At 43.4% G+C, this 26,816-nt stretch carries 18 protein-coding genes and 2 pseudogenes; 10 read left to right on the top strand and 10 right to left on the bottom strand.

The window, feature by feature from the left end:
• Positions 1-429 precede the first annotated feature (429 nt).
• Positions 430-774: a hypothetical protein gene (locus RID09_RS24260; protein ID WP_446338481.1), complete on the bottom strand. Its 345-nt coding sequence runs from the start codon at positions 772-774 to the stop codon at positions 430-432.
• 328 nt (positions 775-1,102) lie between these two features.
• On the opposite strand from RID09_RS24260, the gene RID09_RS24255 reads away from it, so the two are divergent.
• Positions 1,103-3,400, top strand: coding sequence for a hypothetical protein (locus RID09_RS24255; RefSeq protein WP_446338480.1), 2,298 nt, complete (start codon positions 1,103-1,105; stop codon positions 3,398-3,400).
• A gap of 70 nt (positions 3,401-3,470) precedes the next feature.
• On the top strand, positions 3,471-4,163 hold the full coding sequence (locus RID09_RS24250) for a hypothetical protein (RefSeq protein WP_446338479.1): 693 nt from the start codon (positions 3,471-3,473) through the stop codon (positions 4,161-4,163).
• Between the two features lie 99 nt (positions 4,164-4,262).
• Here the strand turns inward: RID09_RS24250 and RID09_RS24245 are convergent.
• The 3 genes and pseudogenes from RID09_RS24245 to lysS form a co-directional block, all read right to left on the bottom strand.
• Positions 4,263-4,412, bottom strand: a pseudogene (locus RID09_RS24245) (DUF433 domain-containing protein); the annotation flags it as partial.
• A gap of 70 nt (positions 4,413-4,482) precedes the next feature.
• Positions 4,483-5,094: a Uma2 family endonuclease gene (locus RID09_RS24240; protein ID WP_446338478.1), complete on the bottom strand. Its 612-nt coding sequence runs from the start codon at positions 5,092-5,094 to the stop codon at positions 4,483-4,485.
• A gap of 248 nt (positions 5,095-5,342) precedes the next feature.
• A complete protein-coding gene (gene lysS / locus RID09_RS24235; RefSeq protein ID WP_446338477.1) occupies positions 5,343-6,893 on the bottom strand; it encodes a lysine--tRNA ligase in 1,551 nt (516 codons plus the stop codon).
• Between the two features lie 67 nt (positions 6,894-6,960).
• On the opposite strand from lysS, the gene RID09_RS24230 reads away from it, so the two are divergent.
• The 5 genes from RID09_RS24230 to RID09_RS24210 all read left to right on the top strand — a co-directional run bounded on the left by RID09_RS24230 (position 6,961) and on the right by RID09_RS24210 (position 14,848).
• On the top strand, positions 6,961-7,155 hold the full coding sequence (locus tag RID09_RS24230; RefSeq protein WP_446338476.1) for a hypothetical protein: 195 nt from the start codon (positions 6,961-6,963) through the stop codon (positions 7,153-7,155).
• Positions 7,156-7,157: 2 nt separating this feature from the next.
• On the top strand, positions 7,158-7,538 hold the full coding sequence (locus RID09_RS24225; protein WP_446338475.1) for a hypothetical protein: 381 nt from the start codon (positions 7,158-7,160) through the stop codon (positions 7,536-7,538).
• A 222-nt stretch (positions 7,539-7,760) separates the two neighbouring features.
• Positions 7,761-12,956, top strand: coding sequence for an eCIS core domain-containing protein (locus RID09_RS24220; protein ID WP_446338474.1), 5,196 nt, complete (start codon positions 7,761-7,763; stop codon positions 12,954-12,956).
• Between the two features lie 10 nt (positions 12,957-12,966).
• On the top strand, positions 12,967-13,533 hold the full coding sequence (locus tag RID09_RS24215) for a hypothetical protein (protein WP_446338473.1): 567 nt from the start codon (positions 12,967-12,969) through the stop codon (positions 13,531-13,533).
• Between the two features lie 175 nt (positions 13,534-13,708).
• Positions 13,709-14,848 (top strand): YbjN domain-containing protein, encoded by a 1,140-nt coding sequence (locus RID09_RS24210; RefSeq protein WP_446338472.1) that lies wholly within the window; start codon positions 13,709-13,711, stop codon positions 14,846-14,848.
• 251 nt (positions 14,849-15,099) lie between these two features.
• On the opposite strand, the gene RID09_RS24205 is transcribed toward RID09_RS24210, so the two are convergent.
• The gene (locus RID09_RS24205; RefSeq protein ID WP_446338471.1) at positions 15,100-16,509 is read right to left on the bottom strand and encodes a phytoene desaturase family protein; all 1,410 of its coding nucleotides are present in this window, start codon (positions 16,507-16,509) and stop codon (positions 15,100-15,102) included.
• A gap of 37 nt (positions 16,510-16,546) precedes the next feature.
• Between RID09_RS24205 and RID09_RS24200 the strand changes: the two genes are divergently transcribed.
• Complete coding sequence (locus tag RID09_RS24200; protein WP_446338497.1) at positions 16,547-17,143, top strand: IS607 family transposase; 597 nt, start codon at positions 16,547-16,549, stop codon at positions 17,141-17,143.
• Complete coding sequence (locus RID09_RS24195) at positions 17,134-18,357, top strand: RNA-guided endonuclease InsQ/TnpB family protein (protein WP_446338470.1); 1,224 nt, start codon at positions 17,134-17,136, stop codon at positions 18,355-18,357. Before RID09_RS24200 ends, RID09_RS24195 begins: the two co-directional genes overlap by 10 nt.
• Positions 18,358-18,414: 57 nt before the next feature.
• On the opposite strand, the pseudogene RID09_RS24190 reads toward RID09_RS24195, so the two are convergent.
• Positions 18,415-18,570 (bottom strand): annotated as a pseudogene (locus tag RID09_RS24190) (FAD-dependent oxidoreductase); the annotation flags it as partial.
• Positions 18,571-18,790: 220 nt separating this feature from the next.
• Between RID09_RS24190 and RID09_RS24185 the strand changes: the two are divergent.
• Entirely contained in the window at positions 18,791-19,351 is a 561-nt protein-coding gene (locus tag RID09_RS24185) for a hypothetical protein (protein WP_446338469.1), read from the top strand.
• Positions 19,352-19,735: 384 nt separating this feature from the next.
• On the opposite strand, the gene RID09_RS24180 is transcribed toward RID09_RS24185, so the two are convergent.
• The 4 genes from RID09_RS24180 to RID09_RS24165 all read right to left on the bottom strand — a co-directional run bounded on the left by RID09_RS24180 (position 19,736) and on the right by RID09_RS24165 (position 26,794).
• Positions 19,736-21,070 carry a hypothetical protein gene (locus RID09_RS24180; protein WP_446338468.1) on the bottom strand — a complete coding sequence of 445 codons (1,335 nt, stop codon included), beginning with the start codon at positions 21,068-21,070 and terminating at the stop codon, positions 19,736-19,738.
• A gap of 98 nt (positions 21,071-21,168) precedes the next feature.
• Positions 21,169-22,473: an ATP-binding protein gene (locus RID09_RS24175; RefSeq protein WP_446338467.1), complete on the bottom strand. Its 1,305-nt coding sequence runs from the start codon at positions 22,471-22,473 to the stop codon at positions 21,169-21,171.
• A 187-nt stretch (positions 22,474-22,660) separates the two neighbouring features.
• Positions 22,661-25,102, bottom strand: a complete 2,442-nt coding sequence (locus RID09_RS24170) for a GH116 family glycosyl hydrolase (RefSeq protein ID WP_446338466.1) — start codon at positions 25,100-25,102, stop codon at positions 22,661-22,663.
• Between the two features lie 264 nt (positions 25,103-25,366).
• The gene (locus tag RID09_RS24165; RefSeq protein ID WP_446338465.1) at positions 25,367-26,794 is read right to left on the bottom strand and encodes an AAA-like domain-containing protein; all 1,428 of its coding nucleotides are present in this window, start codon (positions 26,792-26,794) and stop codon (positions 25,367-25,369) included.
• Positions 26,795-26,816: the final 22 nt, after the last annotated feature.

Genomic DNA, 26,816 nt, shown 5'->3' with positions numbered 1-26,816 from the left:
GGAAAGAACCAAACGGTAGTGTGAGCGTCTCGCTCGCTTCTTCGTCAGGTTTTTCACCCCTTAATACCAAATCCGCCTTGGAAACCCCATGCAAGAGGAGGCGATTGAAATCGCTGCTACACAAACAAAGTCCGCCTGCGCGGACTAGATTATAAAGGGGTGGCTAACCCGGATTTAGTATAAGGCTCCAAACCTTGCACTTTCTTAACCTTGAATCATCCTCTACAGTTTTATTTTCAAGGGTAAGGGCTTTGTGCAGCAAGCCCTATGTAGTGGACTGACACAGCTAAAATTGTGGGATAGGTTGTAGGTTGGGTTGACGCAAGAAAACCCAACGGAATCTAGGGCTAAAGCCCTTACTACAAGCCGAATCTAATCTATCAAATTAAGTACGAATTTGTCGCTGTAGCTCAACAGGAATATAAGCGCTCACGCTATCGTTGCCACTGTTTCTAGGCAGTGCAGAGTGTATCTGGCTCTGGTTTTGAGGATTGTTAGTTGATCGACTTGTGCTAGGAGACGGTCTAGATTTGCAACTTCATCGGCAGAAAGCTGAGATTCTGCATTCTGAACTAGCAAATCGTTCAATTGATTTTGTGCGGCGGGAGCTAGCTTACTATCGGCTAACGCTTGCAGTTCATCTTGGCTTAAGCCAATTAAGCACTCGTTATCTAGAGCTAATGGGTTCGCTAGTCGATTATAGGCGTCCAAATCTAACCAGACGCCAACTCGCTCCCCTTGCTCGTTGGTAATGTAACGCACTTGCTCAGACATGGGTTTTCTGTGTAACGGTGTTTGGATTTATCGTAGCTTATGGGAGTGAGAGCGATCAGCTAGGCTAGCGCCTCGCTTCGCTAACGCTGGTGCCGAAGGCGATCGCTCCTCGTACTGCTTCAGCTTTGGGGAATGGACTTCGGGGAGGAAAGTGCGATCGCTTGGTGATTCAGTTTTGGGGCAACAGGCGATTCTGTAGAGCAGTAGCGCTCGCTAGATTATCCTCTCTACTTCTGCATTCGGCTGTGTTTACATTGCTGCAAGACAGAACGCTAGGCTATGCTGTAGCAAGTTAAGTATTAGCTCCTAACACTTAGGACTGCTAGCCATGACTCAATCCAATCTTCTGGAGCTTGCCAAGCAGGGTAATGCAAAGGCAATCGCCGCCTTACTGAATCAATCACTGCAAACTGTAGGCATCACTGCGAAAGCTACCGTAAAGGATGACTGCTTGCACCTACTGCTGGAAGCAAGCAAACCTTTAAATCGACAAAGAACAGTTGAGTTTGTATGTAAAAAAATCAATAATCTACAGCTCAAATCTATCAACAAAGTTAAAGTATATGGGCGCAAAATAGGTGAAGATATCGCAGCTTGGCAGCAAGTATATGAATTGATAAAACTTCCAGCTCTTGGAGAATTAGAATCAGATGATAAAGATAAAAATAATCATCATATTGAAATAAATAATCCCGACTTGAGAAATACTTCAAACGCTGAAATTGAAGAGAAGGTTGAGCAGGTAGCTTTGCAGCCTGACAGTCAAATAAATCAAGATTTTGAGGAGATATACCACATCTATGTTGGCTATGATATAGTCAGTCAAGGTGGAACCCAAAAAGTTACCCTGAGAACGGGTAAAACTTATAAAATTAACATCACGCCTGAAATCCTTGACGCTGATAAAGTGATGCTTAAAAAATGTGGTGTTCAAGGCAATGATATTGTTATTGTTCTACACACCCTTTATGATAAATTTTTGAACAACGAGAATGTTATTCCTTTTTTAATTAATAATGCTAAATTTCAAGGAAACTCTAGTAGGAAGAGGTGCAAAAGTGCATATGAGCTAGTAAAAGATGGTCAGTATACAGGCGATTTAGCAGCTCTAGACCTATTAGATTTCATCATTTCATCCTCTGACTTGGATTCAAAAATTTGTCAGCGATACAGTCTGGCAAGCCAGAACTCTCGTCTTACGGGGATTGAGAAATTTATTGAAGAAACACTGACTGCATCTAACCTCAGTGAAGCTGAACAGGAATTATTGCGAGGAACCTATCAATGTGTGAAAGCAGGTGAGGCAATTTCGGATTTTGAGGCTTTAAACCAGCTTGACTCTATCGCTCAAAACTCTCTATTACCCCTAGACCTTAAACAGAGATACTCAGTTTCCAGTGCCACATCGAGAGCAATTACCGTTGAACTGTTTATCGTCAATCTGATTCAGATTAGCTCTGTACTTAGTGAAAGTGATAAACAAAAGTATCTGTCTGTTTATATTCAAGTCAGAGATGGTGAAGAAGTTTCTGATGAAACCACTTTAGCCGCATTAGATTCACTAATTCTAAATTCTGATCTTCATGATGATTGCAAAATTATTTATAAGCTAGCACGCGATCGATTCTTTGAGCGAGATGGAGAATCGACGGAGGACGATATTAGCGAATCTGTCAAGAGAGTCGGAGATTCAGTCAAAAAGGCAAGTAAGATAGTTCCAACAGCTACTCACGTTGCTAAAACTTTTGGAATCAAAGCAGGGACGGGGGCAGCTATCAGTAGCTTATCTGGAGCAGCGGCAACTAATGCTACTCTAGCTGCGTTGGGCGGCGGTTCTGTAGCTGCGGGCGGGTTAGGAATGCTCGGTGGATTGGCAGTGGCGACTGGTGGAGCGGCTTTAATTGGAGCGGCTGCCTTAGTATCGATTGCCTCAGTCTCTCAGATGAATACAGAAGACAAGGTTAATTTAGGGATTGCAGCAGTGGCAGGAACTTTAACAAGTGCTGCTGCTGTTGGTACAGCTTGGGCTGCTGTAGGTGCTTTTGGTGTAGCTGGCACAGGTACAGCCATTAGTACTTTATCAGGAGCCGCAGCCTACAGCTCCATAATGGCTGCCCTTGGCGGAGTTGGTGTAATGACTGGAGGGGCTGCTCTCATCGCATTTGGTGCAGGCTTTGCTGCATGGAAGTTTCTTAAAGGACACAAGGACAACTCTCAACGTATATTCCAACAGTTGGAAGCTCGACTTTATACCTTACTGGAAAAGTCTAGTCATCCTTTGATAGCAATCATTGAAGGGTATATAGCCGGAAAAGATAATGTTTTTATTGCCCCTAACATACCACCAGATAAGTTATCAAATGCATTGTCTCAGTATGCAAAAGTGGGGGAGGAAGAAAAGGTTATAGCCCTGATTGACACAACTATTCGGGGTTCTGCTAAAGACGGCATAGTATTTACTGACCAAAAACTTATGTGGAAAGAAATGTGGGCAGAGCCTGATTTTATAAAATATTCAGATATAATTGACTCAAAAAAGGAATTGCCAAAGCTGTACGATGAAAATGCAGAAAAACTGCCTAGATTATTTACAGAATTAGGTAAACTATATTCAGAAAAAATATAATTTTCCCCATAAAGTAGATAAATGATGTGGCAATTACCCTCATGAAATAACTGACAATATTCTGTCTAATATGGATGTTCACTCTTTTATTAAAATTTTTCGGAGAGCAATTAATGCTGTTGATAATATTTATTACGGCAATGAAGACTTGAATGAATCTGCATTCAACTATCACGATATTTCCGAAGATGACTTACGACGAAAGTCTTTAGAACCCTACCTTGCTAAATATGGCGAAAGAGTATTTTGTTATGAATTATACCATCAAATTAGATTGTTAATGGACAAAGAAGTGGCAGCAGATTCAAGCGATTCAAGTACTGTTTTACCTTTCCACCTTCAGGCAGAACTTAAGAAAAAACAGATTAGTGAAAAAGTGCAAGACCTGTATGGAGTTGAGGCTCTTGATAAAGAATATTTCCCTGATTTTCTGCTACATTGTCCAGATAGCTTTGAGCAGCAAGAACTAATTATTGAAGTAAAAAGCAATCCTAAGCTTACTTTTTCAGATATCCAAAAAGACCTGTTAAAGATTCAAGAGTTTATTACCAAATACAACTATCGTAAAGGAATTTTTCTTACGGTCAATACAGCTAATAAACGAATGTGTAAAACTCTTGCTAACCCCACTAATCAAACTTGGATACAAGAAAACTTACCAAGTAAATCGCAAATTTTGTTTATGTGTAAGGAAAAGCCGGATAAGGCATTGTTTATATGCAATCTTGGAAAAGTACCTGATTGTTCTACAATTAAAGAATAAAAAGAAACAAATCCAAAGCCTTTACCCTTTGGTAACATTGGATGCTGTTGGTGAATTCATGCATTAAGGGGTGTTGCTGACTTCTGTAAAGTCTCACATTAGTGTTTCGTCTATAAAGCTGTCCACTGACCAACCATAAGCCAAATAATCCATGACAATCTGAGCGACACGCACACGCGGTATTCGCTGTAACCGTGCGGGTTGACCTTCCGCTTTCTCGATATGAGGATAAATTACTTTTGATGTCATGGCATTGGTTTTGAATCCCTACTGAAGCCTAGAATAACAAGTCTGAGTAAGCCGAGCTATTGTGTAACTTTCATTCGTTTTCTTCAGCGCTAGGAATTGCTCCAGCCCAAATAATCTGCTCGACTGTCAGAGTCAACTCTGGGAAAGTGCCTGAAACAATCTGCTCAGCACCAACGAACTCCATACCTTCATACAGTTCCTCAACCAGGGTAAAAATCGTCACCTTTGATGTCAGTGGGTCAACGACCCAATATTCTGGAATGTTTAAAACGTTGTACTCAACCCGCTTAGCCCGATAATCTGCGGTCTTTGTCGATTCGCTAACGACTTCTATCACTAAAATCGGAGGGGGTTCGTTGAGTTCAATAACAGCCTCGCGGGTTCTTAATTCGCGCCACTGCTGGCTAGGAATAATAGTCAAATCGGGAATGCGAGAGGTATCCCACTTGCCAGCACGAGGCGATCGCACACCAATCGCCACGGGTCTAACAATCCAGTCGCGTCCGCTACGCCCGATCTCAGCATCGATTTGCCGATAGAGAAAGTCAATGATTTCTCCATGTTGCCCGGTGCCAATACTCATTGCTACTAATTCCCCGTTCACCAACTCATAGCGGGTATCAGTCCCGTCTGAGTAGGTCAGATACTCTTCAACGGTTAGCTTCTTAGTCGTTACAGTCATGATCGCCCCCTTCGGAGCATCTAGTTCGGTAGGCTATAACCCAACTTTAGCAGAGCATTGCGGCACTGGGTTTCAGATACCGTTGGCACAACCAAACAGCGATCGCACTCGGTTTCACCCTCAAAAACACAGTCAACCTCAAGCATCGGAGCGCTACCTGTAGGGGCACGGCAATGAAAGAGCCCCTACCATAAATGGCGTTTGTGCATAAGTCCTGTTGGTATTAGATTACCTTTTTTAGCGCTCACTCAGGGTGCAGGAGAACCATCGCGGCTGCTACTCTTGAGCAACGGAAATGCAATCACATCTCGAATACTCGCCGAATCCGTTAATAGCATCACCAAGCGATCAATACCAATTCCTAAACCCCCTGTCGGTGGCATTCCGTACTCTAACGCCGCCAGAAAGTCTTCATCAACCCCTTGCGCTTCCAAGTCTCCAGCGGCTTTCCGTGCGGCTTGCGCTTCTAAACGTTCCCGTTGATCAATCGGATCAGTTAATTCAGAAAAGCTATTAGCCGTTTCTCGCCCAGCAATAAATAACTCAAAGCGTTCCACTAATCCCGGCTTAGAACGGTGAGGTTTAGCTAGGGGAGAAATTTCTATAGGAAAGTCAAGGATAAATGTGGGCTGAATCAGAGTTTCTTCACATTTTTGCTCAAAGCATTCGTTGAGAAGTTTCCCCAGTGATGGACAGTCGTCTACCCCTTCAATCCCTACTTTTTTAGCCGCAACTTTTGCCTCATCTAATGTCTTAAACTGGCTAAAATCTAAACCCGTCACTTCCTGCACCAACTCATGCATCGTGACTCGACGCCAGGGAGGAGTGAAATTAATTGTTTCACCTTGATAAGTAATTTCCAGAGTTGTCAAAGTATCTTGAGTGACGGTGGTAATTAAATTTTCCGTCAACGTCATCATGTCGTTGTAGTCGGCGTAAGCCTGGTACACCTCAATTGAGGTAAATTCAGGATTGTGGCGCGTGGAAATTCCCTCGTTCCGGAAAATTCGCCCCAACTCAAATACCTTTTCAAATCCGCCGACAATTAACCGCTTTAGGTGGAGTTCTGTGGCAATTCGCAGGTACAACTCCATCTCTAGGGTATTGTGATAGGTGATAAAAGGACGAGCTTCTGCACCACCGGCTTCTGTACTAAAGACAGGGGTTTCAATTTCAATAAAGCCACGATCCTCTAAATAGCGACGAATGGCAGCAGTAATTTTAGCACGGCGGCGGAAGGTTTCCCGAACAGTGGGATTCACCATCAAGTCAACATAACGCTGGCGATAGCGCTTTTCGGTATCGGTGAGACCATGCCACTTATCGGGTAAGGGTAATAGAGATTTGGTCAGGATAGCATATTCACTGACATAGACGGAGAGTTCACCTTTATCTGTGCGCTTAATTGTCCCCTTTACGCCTAAAATGTCCCCAATATCTGTGAATTGCTTGAGGTTGTTGAAGGGATTCGGCAGATCAGTCATTGTTGCGGTAATCCGCTTTTTGTCTAGATAAAGTTGAATCGTTCCAGTTTCGTCTTGGAGATTGAAGAATGCTAACTTGCCAAAGACACGACGCGCTAGAATACGACCTGCGATCGCGACTTCAAAATCAACCTCTTCACCATTCCCTAGATCCGCGAATTTCTCTTGCAGTTCAGCCGCATGATGGGTAGGCTCCCAGCGATAAGCATAGGGATCGATTCCCAACGCTTTAAGCTGTTGGACTTTTTCCAAACGGGTAGCACGAATTTCTTCCAGAGTGTTTTGGCGATCGGGTGGGGACTGCTCAGGGGACATAATAGGGAACTGCTCGATGCTAATCTTGTATGATCTCGGAAATCTATCTTAACATTGGACACAACAGATGACCGGAGCCTCACGCGATCGCAGCGAACAACCTGATTCTCGCCATGCTGTAACCAAACGCGGCAAATGTTACAAGATGGAAAAGAAATACGGCTGGACGTTGCTGCGAATCGAACGGACTGGAGATAATACACTCAAATATGATTGTGTGTTTGAGCGCAAAACGGAATTTCCTAATTACCTGGAGGATTAACCATGGGCAGAAAATACATCATCTTTCGTGCTGACTGGAGTGAGGAAGAAGGCGCTGAAAACCGGATACTTGCCCATACGGGAGCCATCACAGATATCCTAGCTGAACACTTTGACTCTTCGAGTAAACCGATTCCTGAACCAGGTTATCGCCTGAGGGAATACCACCGGATTGACAAGTTCGCCCAAAAACAATTCCCAGATGCTAGCACCCACAGCCGCATCGGAGATTGGGAAGTAACCAAGGTTGAAGAGTACAAGACAAAATCCCCCAGCAGTGATTTTGATGCAATTGTCGTCTGTTATTGCCAATACTCTCCCATCAGTACGGCGTTAGAACCATTGCCAAATATTCAAGGTTCCCAGAAATTGCAGGAAGTTTAGTAAGGGTGATTCTATCGCCAAACCAGTCATAACTTGTTGAAGTTACTGTTTTTACTCCGTTTTTTATAGTTATGGTATATGTGTACTCATTCCAGTCAGTTTAACAAAAATTATTCAGTTGACAGTATAATTTTGATCACAATTTAGTTTATTTTCAGCCGTAAGCGGATAGAATAAGGGAATTCTGAAGCAGAATCACCGCCATCGTTGGGGCAGTTGGCAATGTCTTCTCACGAACACCTCTGGAAAAAAGGCTTCATTAAGCCCAATTCGACACCTGTGCCGAATCCCTTCAAGATACAGAGGCGTCTTGTCAAAGCATTACCACCACCTTTATCCCAAAAGGAAACACTACAGCTCAAACGACAAGCTGATCAAATCTCCCAGTTAGGTTACAACTCCCACAACATTCCGATTAAAGCTCCAAACCCCACAACCGCTTCCAATCCGAGTCCGTCAAAATCCGGTGAGGTTGCGAATCAACCGACAACGCCAGCCACCGATGCTGTAGACATTCAAGCAGATGCATTAGATGAGCAAGATCAAGAAGAGACGAAAGAGCACGACGAGATTTCTTTAGCAGCCGCCTCCGATGGTTCCGCATCAGATGATACTAGAGAGCGTCAGGAAATATCCGACAGTGAAGCCGAGGGAATCGCCGAAGCCCAGGTAAACAGCGTAGAGAATCAAGAAGAAGACACTGAAATCCAAGCGAAAGCGCAACAACCAACTCGTAATTTCCTAGAACTCCCCATCAACGCTCCGGGTACATCGCCATCTTCTATACAAAGACAAGTTAACTTCAGGGGATTAGGCAATTCGATTCAACAACAGTCAGTTGAAACTGAGGAAAAGATAGAGCCAGAAGCTGAGGAAGAGTTACAGGAATCGGATGAAACTATCCAGCGACAGGAAGTACCAGACGCTGAAGAAGATAAGATATCATCGAGTGAACCTCCAACCGTTCAACGCCAATCTGAAACACCTGACACACCAGCTCAAGAGACAGAAAAATCAGAAGATGATCACAATTTCCTCGAAATTCCGGTAAACGTTCCAGGTACACCGTCATCCTCGATCCCCAGACAGGCTAATCTGGGCAAGTTCACAAATTCGTATTCTCACCAAATTCAACCCGCCTCTCACCCCAAATTAAATCAACTCAATGCTTTCCAAACTGGCAAATTCGTACAGCCGCAGCGGATTCAGTCGCCTGTTAAGCCAGTAAATCCTATATTGAATCAGCGACATATTCAAACAAAGACAGAAGCCGTTCAGAACAAAGGTACACCGCCCCAATCCTCTGACACCAGTGAAGTCGAGGCTGCACCGAATCTAGAGCAGGAGATTGAACAGAAACGGGGAAGCGGACAGCCAATTTCCAATAAAATACGCCAGCCAATGGAGCAGGCGTTCGGGGCGGATTTTAGTCAAGTTCAGATTCACACCGATAGTAAGTCGAACAAACTGAATGAGTCAATTCAAGCCAAGGCATTTACTACAGGTACAGATATCTTCTTTAAACAGGGAGAATATCAACCCGATAATCAGCCAGGACAGGAATTATTGGCACATGAATTAGCTCATGTTGTTCAGCAAAATGGCAGTCAAGTTCAGGCGAAAACTGATAGCCAAGTTGCGACAAAGGGAAATAAGTTACAGACAAAAGAACGGTTGGTATCCGGTTTTCCGGCACAACTGAAAATCCAACGAAAAGAAAATCCCCAAGAACAAACAGTAAAAGAGAATAAACCCCAGCCAGTACAAACCACTCCCGCACCAGCGCCAGAATCCGGTGGTAACGCGGCTCCAGCCACTCCCCAGGTAGCCAATGAAGGTGGGGGTGCAGCAGCACCAGCCATTCCAGAAGAGGCAGGGAAAGCCCCTGCAACACAAGGCGGAAACCAACAAGCGGCTGGAGCAGGTGGGGCATCAGCTACCCCAGGTGGTGGTGGAGCCAAATCTCCCAGTTCCCCAGAAGAAGATCCCGCATTTAAGGGAGTAGTTAATAAGGCAAAGGGAGTAGCCGATAAAGAAAAACAGCATGACCCCGCCAAGGCTGAATCTAAAGAAGCCCAAGACGCCGCTGAACCCCCTGCAAATGAATTAGAAAGTAAGGCGCAAAACAAACAAGTCGGGGAAATGAATCAGCAGCAGCCTGGAGCATTTAATGCCGAAGCTTTCAAGGCAAAGCTGATGGAAAAAATTGGCGCAATTATTCCTGATAACGAAGAAGACGCCAAAAAATTCAAGGAGAGTAATCAGCTTGATTCAGTGAAGCAGGATGTCTCCTCACAGGTAACTGACGAGGAAAAAAAAGCAGCAGGTCCCATTGAGGAGAAAACCCAAGCCGCCCCTGACACCAGTGGAGTTGAACCCAAACCTGTCAAGCCAATGCAGCCGCCAGAAGCGGGAGCTGCACCAACTGATATTAATGCCGAGAAAGCTGCACCTAAACCGAAACCTGATGCTGAAGTATCCGCACCGTTTGAGGCAAATAGTCAAGAACTGGATGAGGAGTTAGGTAAGGCGAAAGTCCCGGAAGAGACACTGGAAAAATCAAATGAACCACAGTTTGTGGAAGCGCTAAGTGCGAAGACAGAAGCACAAACCCACGCTAAAGAAGCCCCACAAACCTATAGTCGGGATGAAAAAGCCACTATCAATAAGGCTGAAGCGGAAGCACAAACGACTAGCCAAACCCAGCTCCAGGGAATGCATGATGAGCGTTCACAACTGTTGAATCAGGTGATGGGCGCTCAGAGTGAAACTCAGGGTAAGGATACCCAGGAACGGACTAACATTGCTAACAAAATTAATGGTATCTACCAAAATACGAAGCAAGATGTTGAAAAAGTTCTCAGCAATATAGATACAGAGGTTACCAAAAAGTTTGATGCAGGAGCTGCAACTGCCAAGCAGATATTTGAGAATTACGTTGACCAGAAAATGGAGGCATGGGAGGATGAGCGCTATGGTGAATGGTACGACGTAACTGGATGGGATGAGCGAGTTAGTGATAGTTGGCATGGGTTGCCACTAGAGGTCAATCAATTCTTTGTCGATGGGCGAGAAAGGTATCTCAAGTCAATAGATGGCACTCTGACCGACATTGCTAATTTTGTCGCCCAAAAACTGAATGAAGCGAAACAAAAAATTGCTGAGGGCAAGCAGAAAATTCAGGAATTTGTTGCGGATTTGCCGGAAAATCTCAGGAAAGTCGGACAGGACGCAGCGCAGAACATTCAAGGGAAGTTTGAGCAATTAGAGGAGAGTGTTAATAGTAAGCAGGATGAGTTAATTGACTCGCTGGCACAGAAATATCGTGATAACCTGCAAGAGCTGGATGCCGACATTGAGAAACGGAAAGAAGAAAATAAAGGTTTAAAAGATAAGGCAAAAGATGCCATCGTGGGAACCGTTCAGACCATCATGCAATTGAAAGATATGCTGATGGGTGTCTTGGCAAAAGCGGCTGGTGCGATTGACAAGATTATTTTAGATCCGATTAAGTTCTTAGGGAATTTGGTTTCTGGGATTAAGCAAGGGTTTGAAAGCTTTGTCGGCAATGTTTGGGAACATCTCCAGAAAGGGCTACTGGGTTGGCTGACGGGGACGATGGCAAAGGCAGGCATTCAAATGCCAGAAAGCTTTGACCTCAAAGGCATCTTTACCTTAGTGATGCAGGTGCTGGGGTTAGCGTATGACTCAATTAAGTCACGGACAATCAAGGCTCTGGGCAAGAACGGAGAGAAGATGTTCAATGGGTTGGAAAAGACCTTTGAAGTCTTTGTCATCTTGAAGAATGAAGGATTAGCGGGTCTGTGGCAGTTCATTCAGGATAAGATTGGTGACCTTAAAGTGATGGTAATTGATACCATCCAGAATTTTGTGATTGAGAGTGTGATTAAACAGGGCGTGCTGTGGGTGATTAGTTTGTTAAACCCAGCTTCAGCATTTGCCAAAGCCTGTAAGATGATTTACGACATCATCATGTTCTTCATTGAGCGCGGTAGCCAGATTGTCGAGTTGGTGAACGCGGTGATGGAGTCAGTAACAGCTATTGCAAATGGGGCGCTGGGTGGAGCCGCGAAGTTGATTGAGAATGCTTTGTCTAAAGCGTTACCTGTGGTGATTAGCTTTATGGCAAGTCTGTTGGGTTTAGGTGGTATTAGTGAGAAGATTCAAAAAATCATTCAAACCGTGAAAGAGCCGATTGACAAGGCGATTGGTTGGTTGATTTCTCAAGCGGTGAAGTTTGCCAAGAAGATTGGCGGTAAGCTTGGGTTTGGTAAGGATAAGGAGGGTAATGATGACAAGGAAAAGAAACGAGAAAGCCTTTCAGAAAAAGATCATCCAAAACTTGCAGAAGATGCTGTTGCTGAATTAAAGAAAATTGATGGTGAGCCAAAAGATTACAAAACTCTAAGACAACACAAAGAAGCAAAGGCAAAGCAAATCGAGCAGGATTATACAGCTAAGCTGAAGCCAGGAATTAAGCTTAGCGTTCACTTCAATGATGCTGCCAAGGATGAGAAAGATGGAGACCTTGATTTCAAAGTAGTAATTGCACCTAACACAACAACACTAGCAGGCTCTATAAATGCAGGCAGTGCTGGAGTTGTCAATATAAATCTTAACGATAAACCAGATCGACCATCTTGGAGAGAATCGACCAAACGACAACTCCAAGAGCAATTTCCTCAGTATCACGTATCTGGCTCCGACGGTAAACTTAAACCTGGTTATGATAGGCGACATATTATTGCTTATGACTCAGAGAAAGAGAAAGTTCTTCTAGAGGTTAATGGAAAAAGCTTTGCAGATGCAGCTACTATCCTAACGAGCAAAGGCTCCCAGTATACGCCCAGAACATTGGATAACGATGGTGTTAAAGAGGTTGTATGGAAGTATTTATGCGATTGGTTTAATACTGTAGATAATCTTTGGGTAGGTGGGGAACGTTTAAACAGATCTAGAGGATCAAGGATTGGTCACGCCAGTGAGAGACGTTCTAACTTAGACTCAAATGCTGATAAGAGAGAGCATACAGAAGCTTCAAATAAACTTGCGGATGCATCATTGGATACCGGACGAGGTACAGCAAGTGGTCGTCCAACCACCTCTCAAGAGCAAACGATGCTTCAGGAGATCCGAGATATAGCTAAAAAGATGAGATCTACTAATCTCTTAGCTGCTCTTCAAGATGAAGCTCGATTAGTTAATAGTGGACAACAGAATCCTAGTCAAGAATTTATGGAGGCAAAAACTGATCTCGCGATTTTGAATTCTCATCAGAAACATCTAGCTACGATCGTTCGTGAACTTGAAGCAGTCACCAGAGATACAGTAAGATCTAGAATAAAGCAAGCGATAAAACATTCTCTACGCTTAACTGAAATACTGAATGCAACATAGGGATTTAACTATGACCAAGAAGGATATGCAGAGATTATTGGAAGACGTAAAAACTGCTTATAAGAAAAACAATGAAACCTCTGATAAAATTATCACAATGATGAGGGAACTTGCAAAAGCTAGATATACTCCTGCTATAGAGTTCTTTTATTCATGCTTAGGTGATTCAAGATATAGCTGGAGATCGCGAGGACTTGATATTTTAAGGTCTAATTATGAGTTTTCTCCAGACAGCAAAATTATCAAAAAAATTCGTGATTTACTACTAAACGATCCCAACTATTCAGTACGGATTAGGGCAGCTGCTCTATTATCAACTCAATCTAAATGGCCAGACCCTGCTTTAAAGCAATCCCTGATTTCTGAAACAAATGAGGAAGTACTTATTCAAGTGTTTGAAGCAATTCTTATTCTTGGAGGAGTTCCATACTCGATGGTTCGCACAGAAGTTAATCGAGTTCGCGGAGGAGAAATCGAGCCAACATTTGAAGAAATTGAGCGCATCACTCAGGAATTAGCGGACACAATGCGCGAGCAAAGACTAGCTCAACAAAATGTTCCTGATGGAGAAATATAAGGTTTTTGCCATTAAGCGCTGTCGTAACTGAAAAAGAGAGGAAATAACTTGACGGGGTGACAAGAGACTGGAGGGTCAAAAAGAATATGTGATATTAGTGGTCGGACATACAGCAGTTTTCAAGTTAGTGGTCTGTCAATTTTAATTTGACGTGTTATATCAGAAGCAAGTGGCTATGATTTTGTATTCCATAAACCTGAAAAGTGTTGTAAAACTACACGATCGCACCACTACCCCCCTACCCATCCACGCAGTCACCCTAGCCCTAACCAAACAAGATGACGAACTCATTGAATGTCGTTTCACCTTCCAAGTCAACCCCGAACTCTACCAGTACATCGATACAGAGGCATTATTTAACCTTAAGCCGGAAGTGCGTAACCCCCTATCGGCTGGGGAATTCCTACCCGAACCAGACATCCAAATCGAAACCCTTTTAAAACCCGACTTACTGCCTCGCCTAGTAGGACATACCACAAACATTGACGAAGCTGCAACCTATATCCTGAATCTAAGCCAAGAACAACCCAATCACCCATTACTCTCTACTGAGAATTGGTTAGCGCTGTCCATCAAACAGCAACAGGAATCAGGCGAGATAGGCTACCGTACCCTCTGGGATTATATTAGTCCAGCCGCCCTTGCTCAAGCCACCACTTCCGGTTCAAGCGAAGAAATTGCAGAAGCAATTACTACCTTCTTCAAAGATTGGACGGAGGCTAATCTATCGGAAGTGACACAGAAAACCACTTCTCAGTTGCTTAAGGGAATAACCAATTTCTTCGATGAATTAGCTGATGTTAGTCTGGATGCGATAGAAAAGCAAGTACCCAGCACCATCACCGAACCTGAACCATCCAGCATCCCAATGTTTGCGGAAATGGTCAATTTCTTCAAACAGGATGATTGGTCTTTTTATCAAATAAAAGGACAACCTGTATTGCAAATGGGATTCCAGGGAAAAAATGGTCAATGGACTTGCTACGCTAGAGCCAGAGAACACGAACAGCAATTCGTCTTTTACTCAATTTGTCCAGTTACAGTCCCCAAATCCAAGCGTCGATCGTTAGCTGAATTCATCGCTAGAGCTAATTATGGCATGATTATCGGCAATTTTGAGTTAGACTTTGCTGAGGGAGAAATTACCTACAAAACCAGCATTGACGTTGAAGGTTCAACACTCACGTTTCCTCAAATGAAGCGCTTAGTTGACACCAATGTGGCAATGATGGATCAATATCTACCGGGAATCAAGTCTGTGATTCAGGGAGATGCATCACCAGAAGAGGCAATTTCCAAAATCGAAAAGCGGTAATCCGCGATCGCTGATTCACTGATTATGACCTAACTTTTCACGGGAAGTCTAGAGACCTGAGGAGGGGCGGGTTTAGTCACATCTGGGTGCAACCAAAAAGATAGTTGTGAAACCCGCCCCTACACACTTAAAACTAACGTTGCGCCACATAACGCGAAAAGTCAGATTATGACGGGTTTTGCCAAACTTCCCTTGCATTCCAGACATTTAACTAATTGTTATCAACTGAATGAAGAATGAACCACCAACTATCATCCAACATAACCAATCTCCCTCAACATATCTAAATGCTTCTGTACAGGTGCAAGAGTATTCGCTGCAATCATCCCACTCGCCGCCACTGCAGGTAAACCAATTCCAGGAAAGGTGGAATCGCCACAGCAGTATAATCCGGGTAGAGGTGTACCCACTCCGGGAAAGAAACCAACCCCCGCCTGAATCGCTGGTCCATAGGAACCCCGATAACGTCGCAAAAAACGTTCATGGGTTAACGGTGTACCCACTAGCGTCAGATCACACCGCGATCGCACGTCGGGTATAATTCGCTCTAAGGCTTGCCACATCACTTGCGATCGCACCTGCTTTTGCTGTAAATAGGTATCACTATGGCGATCAAGTCCTTGCCAAAGTTTATAGGGTTCATTCCCCGGCGTATATACATGAATCGTATGCTTTCCTGGTGGCGCGAGGGAAGGGTCAAGAATCGAAGGAATTGAGATTAGCACCACATTTTGTGGCGCACTTACCCCTTTATCCCAATCGTTGACAACAATATGGTGACAGGCTAAATCTGAACGTAATCCTTCGGCGTCAATCCCCAGATGCAGATGCATGAAACTCTCACAAGCCGGTGTCGCTTGTCGAGACTGGCGAAACGCTGTATTAACCGCAGCTTCGGGTATCAATTTCAGAGTATCCCAAACCGAGGCATTGGATACCACCCCCTGACGCGCCCGGATTTCCTCACCTCCGCGCAATCGCACACCAACCGCCCGATTATTTTCCACCAAAACTTGCTCGATATGAGCATTTAGCCTCAGTTGACCCCCATGTTTTTTCAGCCCCCGTATCAAGGCTTCCACGAGTGCGCCACTTCCCCCCACTGGATAATCTAAGACAACACCCGGTTGATACCAGTCAGCAAACATAAACGCCATCTCGGCTGCACTTGTTCCATTCGCCGGAAGTCCAGATAGCAGGAAACAGAGGAGATTTAACCAGTTGCGTAAGAAGGGGTCAAACACCACATCATCCATAATCTGGCTAAAGAGTCCTGTCAGCTTCATGACCGCAAGCCCATGTTGCCACATCGATGGCGCAAATCGCCCCACCGTCAACGCTACCCCCAAATCCCAACGTATCGCCGCCGGGGGAATTGCGATCGCAGCTTGTCCCAACGGTGCCATTACCCGTTGTAATGAACGCCATTCAGCCACCGCCTGATTCCCGCGCAGCTTGGCGAGTACGTCACTAAATTGCAACGCCCCAACCGAAGTATCAAAATCCCCCTCTGGTAAACAGCATCCCCAGGTATCATAAGTCAGACAGGGAAGTTCCTCACCAATCGCATCCAGAACTTGACGCAGGGGGTTCGGGGAAGGACTGTAGGATAAGCCAGAGTATAGCGAAGGACCCGAATCAAAGGTATTGTAAAGTTTCAATAAGAATATAGTCAGATGTAGTCATGTTGGGTAATATATAGACATGAAACTTTCAGACTATGCCAAAAAAGCAGGAATCAGTTATCGAACTGCCTGGAGGTGGTGGAAACAAGGAAATTTGACAGGTCATCAATTGCCGTCTGGTACGATTATCATAACTTCGGAGGCGATTGAGGACAACTTGAAACCTGACTTGATAGCTTGTATTTATGCAAGAGTGGACAGCGCCCAAAACAAAGATAATCTAGATCGACAAGCGGAGCGATTAAAAGATTATGCAATTGCGAGAGGCTACAAAATCTATAAAATTGTCAAAGAGATTGGGAGTGGATTAAATGATAATCGGAAACAATTGGCTAAAATTTTAGTCGATCCAAACTACAATATTTTGATTGTAGAACATAAAGACCGTTTGGCTAGATTTGGAACGAATTATCTAGAAATTCTCCTAAAAGAATTAGATAAAGAGATTGAAATTGTTAAGCAGAGTGAGGAGGAACAAGATGAATTAATGGACGACTTAATAGCGATTATTACCTCTTTTTGCTCGCGGATTTACGGATTAAGAAGGTCGAAACGAAAAACCGAAAAGATTATAGCCGAGTTAAAATATAACGGACAAGAATGCGACTAGCGGAAAGACATATTATTAAAAAAGGGCATTGTTTTTGGAGGTCGATAGATCGCTTGTCTTGGCAGTCTAAAAATCTTTACAACTCAGCCAATTATCTCATCCGTCAAAACTGGATTTATGGTTATGGGTATTTGACTTATAATCAGATGGCTTCTATGATGAAAAACACAGAGCCATACAAAGCCTTACCCGCAAAAGTATCGCAGCAAGTTTTAAGAGGATTAGATCGGAACTGGAAATCATTTTTCGCAGCGAACTCCGAATTTAAAAAGCATCCCGATAAATTTATAGGTAGACCGAAAATCCCTGGCTATAAAGATACCAAAAAAGGACGAAATCTTCTAATTTATACAATTCAAGCCCTAAGCAAAGTAGCTTGTAGAAAAGGATTAGTCAAGCTATCAGGAACTAAGATTTCGTTGACAAGTCAAGTGGCTAATCGGATAGCAGAAGTGAGAATAGTTCCGAAATGTGATTGTTATGTAATTGAGGTGATTTATGAAGAAAAAGAAAAGTTATTAACCTCAAATGAAAAAATAGCAGCGATAGATTTAGGCATAGATAATTTGATGGCTGTAACTTCAAATCAACCGGAGTTTACTCCTTTGTTGATTAATGGCAGACCGTTAAAAAGCCTAAATCAATTTTATAACCAACGTCGAGCGAAGTTACAATCTCTGTTAAAAAGCAATCGTCAAAGTTCCCAGAGAATTCGTCGTTTAACTCGTTGCCGTAATCAGAAGATAGATAATTATCTTCATCGAGCTAGTCGTTATTTAGTCAATCTCTTAGTTGACCAAGATATCACCACTTTAGTAATCGGAAAAAATGACGGTTGGAAACAAGAAGTGAACTTAGGAAAAGTCAACAATCAAAAATTTGTGACCGTTCCTCATGCTCGATTAATTGACATGATTACTTACAAATGTCAATTAGCAGGAATATCGGTGATTATTCAAGAAGAATCCTATACTTCAGCTGCTAATTTTTTGAATTTAGATCCTCTCCCCGTTTATGGACAGATAACTGAGAAACCCGTTTTTAGTGGAAAAAGAATTAAACGAGGTTTATATCGTACAGACAAGGGGGTTCTTGTTCAATCTGATGTCATAGGTTCCTACAATATTTTACGAAAAGCATTCCCAAATGCGTTTAACCGCTATGGGATAGAGAGGTGCGTAGTTCACCCAAGGAGAATTAATCTCTCAAAGTAAAAGCGAAGGGAATTTCTGCAATGAAATTCAGTCTGTCTATATTTGACTATACTTTTACCAACTATAACCATTGCGGATAAAACTGTGTGCAGCCCCACCAGGAATCGAGTGGCTTTCACAGACTGTTACATCAAAGCCATAGCGGGAAAGCATTGCGGCGCAACTTAGACCGCCGATACCACTACCAATAACAATAATATCTGGAAAACTCATTGTATATTGTGTTTACAAAGTAATTGAGGGACTGGATACATAGGAGCAAAAGATTCGTTTGTAAATATAATTAGGTATCTACGTGCTGAAAATCACGATTCACCTAATCCTTAAGTGATTATACCCAAACCAGATGTTTATATTTAAATTAAACTAGATTTTCAGGATATATCCTGAAGATTTGGTGGGTTTTTATCCTGTTTAATTTTCGGTATGATGTATGCTACATAAAGTAATTTTTATTCGCTTAAACTTATTAAATTTTATATCGTTCTCTCTGATTAGCTTAGTAACTTTTTGGCAAGCTTCAGTTTTAGCATTCCCACTTGAGGAAATAGACGATATTCTAGAGACTATAAATGATGGAATTGAGCAAATTAATCGCACCGGGGAAACGATAGAGCAAATAACAGATTTTTTGGGGATTGATGGAGACGATGATGAAGATGATGATGAAGACGATGATCCTGAGTCAAAGACCGAAAAAGTCTTTAGACTATATGCAACGTGGTATAAAGGCTTATCTCCATCAGAACAACAACTTGTTTCCTGGCTGACCTTAGAATATGCCAAGAATCAAGACGTTACTTTCAACACAATTGCTTCCCGTGAAGGGTTTTCAAAAAAAACGCTTCAAGAACAAGCGAAAATTGGTCACATTTACTATAAGTTTGATGCCATTTATAAGGCTGTCGAAGCAGAGAAAAGTATTTTTTTTACATTTGCTTTTTGTGTAAATAGTGGTTCCGATAGTTGCCCAGTCAATGAATTATTGTTTTGAAGTCTGTCAGAGTCCCCCTTTTTAAGGCTTACTTTTCACAGGATCTGGAAAACCTCTCTCCTTCTCTTGAGAAAGCTTTGAATTCTCCCCCTGCTTCCCCTGCTTCCCCTGCTTCCCCTGCTTCCCCGTGCAAAAAAAGCTCCCGCATCCTTATGGCGTGAAAAGTCAGAATCTTTATCAATGGATAATTAATAATTGATAATTGACAATTGATTAATTGGATCTAAGACCTCTTCGTTTACGAAGAAATTAAAAAAGATTTTTCTTAATTTCAATCCTCTTCTTTTAAGGAGAGGTCATTATCCATTGTTCATTATCCATTGTCAATTTGTGAAATAAACTAGAAAAAATAACCCGACAATTTTTGTGTAGAGACGTAGCCAGTTATGTCTCTACAGGTTTATGAGGTGTAGCAAATCTTGTGGATACGATGTCAGATTGTATTTGTCGATAATTCAGTCCAATTAAGTTTTTAAAATAAATAGATGTTGGTTCTTTCAAGACAGACCTATAGTCTTTATGGAGTTGAGGAATAACAGAGGTACTATCGCTGAAAAACAGAGAATTTCCAAGTACGAATATAGACTTTTTATTAAGAGACTGAATTAAAGCCGATAAAGTTATCTTTTTTTGCTGATAAATTTGATTCAAAGCGGCTTGATCTTCCGCCAAAATTGCTTTAAATGCCATTAGCTCATCCTCGTTAAGCTGTTGAACGAATGCCATTAAATTCAACCATTTTTGAGGTAAGATTCGAGATAAATTACGTTCAAGTGTTGGCAAAGCCGTTTCAGTTGATGTTAAATTCTGAACCCGTAGGGTTTGCATTTGCTGTTGCAGAGCGGCATAATCGAATTCTAACTGATGTTTAAGCTGCTCTAATCGTGCCAAGTCTTGATTCAGTTGCTTTTGTTGCTGATGTTTTTCTGTAAGTTGCTGCTGCATTTGATCCAGTTCCGATTTTAGGGGAGTTAGATTTTCCTGAACCCGTTGTTGCTGTATCCGTAAGGACAAGAATGCTTGATTCAGTTGCTCTAAACGCTGCTTTAATGCCTGAATCTCGGTATGTAAGTCGTAAGCTTCTCCACCTAAGTATTGCTTACGGCGTTCGAGTTCAGCTAAGTCTTGATGAAGATGTTCGTGTTGATGGAGTTTATCAGCAATTTCGGTTTGAAGCTGTTCGAGTTCAGAATGTAAGTGATTTAAGCGAGTTTCCGCTGGCTGAATTTGGGCAGTTTTTGCCCAGAGGGATTGATTGAGTTCACTTTGGTGTTTCTCTAGCTGCTGAATTTGCGATCGCAGGGTATCTATCTCCTCTAGGTGCTGCTGTTTGTGCTGTTGAACTTCACTGATTTCCTGATACAAGGTATTTCGTTGATTATGCAATTCAGACACGCGACTCAGAAGCTGACTCCGTTCAGTTTGTAAAGCATTAATGCTGGCTTCGAGTTGGTGTTGTGTTTCCCTTCCCTGCATCAGTGATTCATACAGCAGGCTTTCTTCTTCCTCAAATTCTTGGATTTGATGGAGTAAAGCGTTTTTGCGCTGTTTTTCCCCTTGGAGGCGTCGCCGATCCGCTACAATAACGCCAGTATAACTTGCCACAACGGTAACGACTCCATTAACCAAGGCTTTGTTCGGGTTAATGAATAATCCCACACCCACGCTGACGGTAAAAGCAACTGTACCAAGAAGCATTTGATTAACAAGTTGGTTCATGGGTCATTTGTCATTCGTCATTCGTTATTTGTCATTCGTTATTTGTCATACTGGCGCAGCGATAAGTAAGCTACATCCTTTGTCAAAAATTAGTGAACTCATAATTTATCATTCACAGGATGAATCCCTAAATCAGCGCTGAGAAAATCAACAAACTGGCGGGCGCTGCGCCCAGAACGTCCATTGTGGCGGGTTGCCCACTGAATTGCACGGGATTTTAAGTCATTTTGTGGTAAGTGTATGTCTGCTTGCTGGGCTAAATGATAGACGATGTTGAGATAAGTGTCTTGGTTTGCTGGTTCAAAGGTTAAGGTTAAGCCGAAGCGATCGCTAAAGGATAATTTTTCCTGTAAGGTATCCCAGGCATGGATTTCATCATTATCGCTGGGACGAGGGCGATCGGCAAAAAATTCCCGTACCAAGTGGCGTCGATTGGAGGTTGCATAAACGACTACATTTGGGGGACGGGCGGTGACACTTCCTTCTAAGACGACTTTTAATGCCTTAAACGCATCATCATCTTCTTCAAAGGAGAGGTCATCCACAAAGATGATAAACCTCTGTGGTACGTCTCGCAATTGCTCCACAATCATAGCTAGTTCTTTTAAGTCAGATTTAGCCACTTCAATCAACCGCAGTCCCTGATGCTTATACTTTTGTAATAAACCCTTGACTAATGACGACTTACCTGAACCACGACTGCCATAAAGTAAGACATGTAAAGCCGGATAACCCGCGAGTAAGAATTCTGTATTTTTAACTAACGTGGCTTGTTGAGACTCATATCCCACCAATTGAGTTAACTCAATCGGATCAGGGCGGGCGATACCAACTAATTGACCCGACTGCCAACGCAGGGCATGATATTGAGCAAATAACCCAGTACCATGTTGCCGATAGTAGGTGGCTAATTCTTCTATAGATTCTGTCCAATCACTCTGTTGGTGTAGAAATGTGGGCTTTACTGTTTCCAGACTCCAGGAAACAGGCTGTAATTCTAATTGAGAGGCTTTTTGCACCCACCGACTTAGCTGTTCGGCGCTGCATTGATACAGATGGTACAAGGCGCGTAAATCCTGTTTTGCCGCCATGACTAGGGCTGGGTGTAAATCTTGCAGGGCTACCCGTTGCACTTGCTGAGTAAAGGGATTATCATCCTGGAGAATCTGCCGAATCAGATAATCTTGCCAACTTTCTCCGTGGGCGGCTAAAATTTTGAACCAGCTACCATAAGCCACCAAGCAAGCCGTTTGCTCGGCTTCACCCTTGCTTAAGGTTTGCAACGTATGGATAAAAGCTTGTCCCACGTCGTTATGGAGAACGGATTGATACAGCAGCAGCGACGCGGCTTGGCGTTTGAGAAATTGGCTGGAGGCGTTGGCAGGTGTCTTTGATGATGGCATGACGCCTATTGTAGCGGATTACAGAGGGCAGATGACACAAGGAAAGAGACTCGGCAATACAGCAAAGGATTCCATTGCCTGTTACCAGGGTTTTGCTGTCAGGACTAAAGGCAAAATCCTGCACCTGTTCTGGGTCAAAGGTTGACAGTTAATAGTAGTCAAACCCACCCATACACAAAACTAAAAACTATTTACTCAACGTTAAATAAACTGCCCAAATTGCCATCGCCCGCAGATAATGACCTGCCCGAAATGTGCCAACGCTCGTAATCGCTTCCGGGGTACGGAATTGTAATCCATTCTCATACACCTGTCGCACCACTGATTCTGTCACTTTTAAGGCTTCATCCTTCATTCCCAATTGAATTAAAAATGCGGCTATGCCAAAATTAATCCCTGTCCACACTTCTAGGGGATGAGTTGCATCTGGATGTTCGGGAGAACCGTCGGGTTTTACCCCATTCGCTGCACCAAATTGGGCATTATGGAACTTTAAAAAACAAGATTCATAAACAGTTTTCAACGCTGACTGGGTACATTCTGCTGGAACAATATCCGGCAATCCTAGTAATTGGGCATAGAACTGACCACAGAGTTGATCTGCCATCACCACATCAGAATCACTTTCGCTATCGAGGCGATAATATTGACCATTCCAGAGTTTTCGCTGATAAATCGGTTTCGCCTGTTGCAGCCATTTCTGATAGTCGTTCAGGGTTTGTTGAATCGACTCCGGATCAGGCAGATCAATTGAAAAAACTAGGGTGTAGTTGTCCAGGAGAATTTGTGCGATCGCGCTTCCGGCTTCTAAGGCGGCTAACCATAACCCACCACAGTACGCGCTAACTCCCTGCAACTGCCAATCATCAAAGGTTTGATCCGGTGCGCCTGAGTTTTCCGGAATCCCATCACCATCGTGATCAAAGGTTTTCAGATACGCCAGCGCCCTAACAATTGCTGACCAACATTCGGCTAAAAATTCAATATCCTTCGACCCCGTAAACACAAACGTCCGATACACCTGCAAGACAAAATCACAGGGTAAATCTTTCCACTGATTACAATCTTGATAACTGGTATAGTTTGTCTTTTCCCAAGGATGTTCATTGGGTGCGCCTAAATCGTGAGGTGTCGCATTGGCGGCTTTGCGAATCGCTGTCCCTTGGTTGTATCCAATAATCCGAGGCGTATCATCACTCGTGGGAATCGCCCGGGCAAAGGCTTCCAGTACCGCTTTATCCAATCGCGACCACAACATCGCTAGGGCAAAAGACCCATAAAGCCGCACATCTAAACTTTCGTACCAACGATAATCCAAGGATTCCAAAACCCCGAATTGACCCACCGGATCACCTTCATCGGCGGCACTCCAAATTGTCCCCCCAGCCGATAATAAATAGAGTTCATTAAACAGAGCCATTTTGAACCAATTGGGTAAATCCTGACGCTGTAAAATAGGGTTTTGCCAGGAGGAAATTCGCTCTTGCCAAAGGTCAGTATGTTTGAGGGCAGTGCGGACAATTGACCAGGCATTATTTCCCGTGCGACCAAAGAAATCCGTATAACGGCGGTAATATTTAACCCCCCCAGAAAACTCCGTCACCGGAAAATCCCAGGCGAGGATAAATGGGATTTTGCGCGTTCTTCCTGGGCGCAGTCTTACCCGTACTGCGATCGCGCCCGCAATTTGTTCTCCGGGTTCGGCGGGAGTTTCGTCTTGCACATCACTCAGACTCCCGTCACTGGCAAACGTATTCCACACGTCTGCTCCATCCCCTGTGGGATTCCAGCGACAGTGATAGAATACCTCCTGACTTGGATTCGTCACCGTGGCAAAACAGAGTTGTCCTTCGCCTTCTTCAATCTCATCCCGCAGCCTAACTCGGTCTAACAGACAACCCACCCGGAAATTATCCACAATCCATTGATTATAATTCCCGGTGCTATTTCCCCAACGCGGTTGATACTCGTAAACCGGACTCCCATCATCCCGTACCCGAACTTGGGGATGCTTAATCGCATTGGTAAACCAGCCCACCATATTCTGCCAGGTGAGCATAATACTTAAAATAATCGGCTGATCTGTGGGATTATGGGCAGTCCATTCAAACACCGCCACCGGATAACTGCTTTCCTGATAACAATCTGCCCAAATCGGGGAAAACTGTTGGCAGGTTAATTCGGTTTGAAACACATTCTCGTAGACAAACCAACTCCGGGGATAAAGGGCGTGATAGGTTCCCGTTGGTAGAGACGCGCCATTTTTGGTCTCTACATTAGGCGACGTGGGATACCATTGCCATTTGCCCAGGCTGCCATCCTCTGGGGGTTCGGTACAAAGGGCATAGGCTTGGGCGTCTTGGTTTTCTGGCTGTTCAAAGACGCTAAACTGGCAAGCTGGCAGACGTTTGAATGTATGTTCTCCCCCATCCAGATGCCATAGATTAAAGTCTCCCCGTGAAGAGCGCCCCAAACAACCTGCGCCAAATCCGCCAAGGGGCATACCATGCCAGGGTCCATCATCCAGATTACTGGCATAGCGTACAGTGTAGGGATTCTCCCAGCCCTGTCCAATTGGACGTTGCCAGGTACAATCGGGGATAGTTGGGCGCGGTGGTTGATAGATCATGCTTTCGATCTTACGGTGTAGTTGGTCGCTTGCACTATTTTGGATCAATCTCACCTCTTGCACCATGTAGGGGCGGGTTTTACGACTATTTTTTCGGTTGCACCCCTATCCCAATAAACCCGCCCCTTTCCAACTGGGAAACTCTGATGCTATTTGTTCAGGAAGTAGCGCAGCAAGAGGTTATTCAGATAATATTGATTTGATATAATCTTTAACAAACATTAAATACTAACCAATTACATAAAATCTAAGTAATGCTTACTATCACTTAGGGTAGAACTCCTGTAGATGAAACGCTGAGACGTTAAAATACTGACGATACAAGTTGCAGCTAGGCAGCACACGATCGCCTTGTAGATGCACCAATCCCATGGTCTGTAATTGTAATGTTTGTTCCCATTCTAATTCCACAGGTTTTTGCGAACTTGTCACTTGGGTAAACGCTGAATAAAGTTCTGGGTACTGTCGCAGATTCGATAATTGCTGATACAGGTATTCGCTGTAAATCCTCACGTTTCTGGTATAATTAACCAACAACTCTTCTAGGGTAAAATCTTGTTGCAAGATGTGATAAAGCGCCTTTCGGATCAGATAGGGATGACCTCCAACTAGAAACATTAGCTGTTTTACCTGATCAATATCCCAATTGAATCCATACCGCTGCACTAAATCTTGTACTTGCTTGCTGGTAAATTCGGGCAACCCAATTGATAGTCCCACATTAAACGATGAGTGATGAATCATCAAGGGCATATAAATTTCTGTTGAATAAACAACGACTAACCGCAGTTTTTCCCAGACTCGGCTTAGACTGTTTCCGTACTTAGCTTTCTCATTCCAGGTTCGCAACAGGCAAAAAAAATTTGAGGCAATTTCCGGGTATTGAAAAATTACCTCAACATTATCTAAGCCAATGACTATAGGACTGTCAATTTCTGACAACAGATAGTTCTCAAAGTAATCCGTGCTACTGGAGTTGCCACCCAACATCGTATCCCAATAATCAGCCACCTGATTCGGTAACCCTAAGCTTTTACCAATGCTGGCGCAGAACCATTGAAAGAATTTATCAAGATCACTTAAAACATGGCTACTCGCAAGCTGAAAGCTTAAAGTTACAGTATGATACTCTTGCCATCTTGCTTGCTGTAAAATTTTTGCCATTAGGGATGTTTTACCCATTTGCGTGGGAGCATGAATGCGAATTAATGCTCCCGGTTGTCCAATAGCATCGTAGCAGCGTTCTTCAATGGGGGGACGTTCTATATAAAAAGAAGACTCTAGGGGAACTTGACCTCCGGGTAATTCAGGGATTACGCAGGATGTGACACAATTTTTTGTAGCGGATGTAACAGATAATTGATTTTGGCACGATGAAGTTTCTGAACGAACGGACTGAATGGCTATATCGATTGCCTTCTCTACCATCCACTCTTTCGCTTTACGTTCCAGAACCACTGAAAAATTCTTTTTATTAACTTTTGTACCAAGCACTTGGGAGAGAAGGTTCCATAACTTGGCACCAACTGTCTTGGCGTGAGCGCTGGAGAAACAGTAAGTTTCGGCTATTTGCTCATAGGATTGATGTTCCCAAGATCCCCGCAGGACAGCAATTTGCAGAGTATTTAAGTGTTGCTTGGTTTGAGTATAGACAAAGGATTGCAAGAGTTCAAGTGCTTCTTCAAGACGCATGAGTATTTTTACTCCTATAGAC

Origin of the sequence: Coleofasciculus sp. G1-WW12-02 (assembly GCF_040219735.1) — a bacterium.
Classification (GTDB): Bacteria; Cyanobacteriota; Cyanobacteriia; order Cyanobacteriales; family Coleofasciculaceae; genus Coleofasciculus.
This window is presented reverse-complemented; position numbering and strand designations above follow the sequence as displayed.